Origin of the sequence: Arthrobacter sp. SO3 (assembly GCF_020532825.1) — a bacterium.
Taxonomy (GTDB): Bacteria; Actinomycetota; Actinomycetes; order Actinomycetales; family Micrococcaceae; genus Arthrobacter.
In genome coordinates this window covers 91,067-93,353 of record NZ_MQTS01000192.1, presented here as the reverse complement: position 1 = coordinate 93,353, position 2,287 = coordinate 91,067, and positions in this window count along the sequence as shown.

The window sequence follows — 2,287 nt, the reverse complement described above, 5'->3', positions numbered from 1 at the left end:
CCAGGGCGGGCGCTACCGTGTTCCCGGAATCGTGCTACCAACTGTCCAGACTCGCGCTACCATCAAGCGCTACTCGCCAGCTTCCGTTGGTCCGACTTGCAGGGCATGCTTGGCGGCTCGGAGGGTGTTCAGGTTTCACGTGAAACATTCAGACGGCAGGGCTGGGCAAGAACGTTTTAGGCACGATCGCCGGTGTACCCAGCTCGAGAGCTCTGACGCGCCGATGTTGGCCACTGCTACGGCCAGGTACTGTGCGTAGGAGGACAGCGATGCCCCTGCAAGAGCGCCCGGCAGGCCTGGGCTGCGACAGACCCGCCTGGGCTGACTGACGGCCTCCCAGACCCGTCTGAACCCCACGGGAGCAACAGCCAGCCAGTGGGCAGCCCCCGGCGAATCGTCCGAAGGATTCCCACGGCGCAGGAGATCCTGAGCCTGAGCCTCGATTGGTCGTTAGGATCCGGTGGCCCATCCAGCCGCTCGGGGAATTTGTAGCGGCACTCCCGCCCCCTCAGGCTGCCGGACAGCAGATGGGCGTCCATGCGCAGGTCTACCGTCATTGGAAGCCCCGATGTCTCGGCCCCCGGGAGGGCCCCTCGGATGACAAGTGGCCACCCTGTCTGGCCGCCCCATGGTCAGTGCGCATGAGGCGTCAACCCGTCGATCCACTTAGGTCGGGAAGTGATTCGCGGCGACGGGCCGATGACGGGGCACTGTGAAGCCTGTGCGGTGGGCGCGAAGAGTCAGACCGGCGATGGCCCTACCCGGCCGTCTGCAAGTCCAGGGACCTTAGCCAGCGTCCCGTGGTCTGCGCAGCAGCCTCCTTGCCGGTCCACGTGCCTTGGGAACGTCGAACTTCATCATCCCTCAGTCCCCAGTGAACAAACCCATAATCGAGGGCAGCCCAAGCACGGGTGACGTCAGTTCAGGGCCGGCAGTTTCACATCCCATCTGCAACGATCGGCAACGGATTCTGAAGTGGCGGGTTTGGCCGAACAACCCGGGGGTCGGACTGCCCCGCACCGGACCGGAGGGGACTACGGCTCGAGGATACTGGTGCTGCCGAGCGCTCCCCCGCGTCCAGGCCGCCCAAGCCGATTCAAGTGGTCGATTGTTGGCGGTCGCCGGTCGCCGGTCGCTGGGTCGCTGGGTCGCTGGGTCCGAGGCGTGGAGGCTCGGTGGCTCGGTGGCTCGGTGGCTCGGGGGGCCGGACGTCCGGAGAACCTCTGGCTGGCCCGGCTCGACCCAGATTCGACTCGGCTGAACGATCCGCCAGATATAGCAGCGTTCAGTTTGAGGCTCGACCTGTCGGGCCGGGATCCGTCTGCATCGTTCCCTGGGCACTCGGGTTCGGGGTGCGGAGTGACACGCTGTTCTCCTCGGGCACTTGAGATGCGGCAATCTAGATGCGGGCGAGTGGCGCCAGATTGTGCGTGTTGGGGGTTTGCTCAGGCGGTGGATAAGGCGGTGGATATCACTGTGGATAACTTTGTGGATTACTTCGCGGCAAGCGCCCTCCGGCCCCCTGACCTCAACGGACACCCGTGCAGTCAGCACACCGGTCGGCCCTGCCCGGGGACCGGGGAGCATGCTGTTTCACGTGAAACAATCCGCCGGTTTGAACAGTGACCTCCTACACACCCGCCCGTGCTTTCTAAATCCCCCGATGCTGGTTAATTTTCCGGGGAAATCCGCGGGATTTGTTCGGCGGCACCGACAGGCCGCACCCAAAAAAAAGTTGCCTAATGGGTTGTTGGCGTCCGGGCACATGTCCTGCCGGATTGAGGGGATGCGATCGGAGCAATAGGCTCGTGGATGCTTGAGGCCACGAGTTGTGAGATATGCCTCAAGGCCTGTGGATAACTCTGTGAATAAGTTCTGTGGAGAACCCTGTGGGAATCGGACAGTGAATCTGCAAATCCAACGCCATGGCGCCTGGCCGGCGGTCCTTCCGGGATATCACGATTCGTCAGATCTTTGACCATGATGCCAGATGCCGCGCTACCGGAGGAGCCCTGTGCGGCCCGGCAGGGGCCCGAAGGGGACGACGGGCCATCCGATGGTGCCGGCTGCAGCACAGAGTTAGGAGTCTCGGCCGGAGCGGAGCCCGACGCCTGGGCCACGGTGCGAGCGTGTGTTCCTTGCCTGACAGGTTCGTTCAGGTGACCATTGTGAACTGGGTCGAGTCCTGGCCATCCCGCCCAGCAAATGGTCTCCGCAGCGGAGAAGAATGGTGGAACCACGAATGTGACACCTTGTCCCACAGGCAGCTGAACCGAGGGAGTTCTCC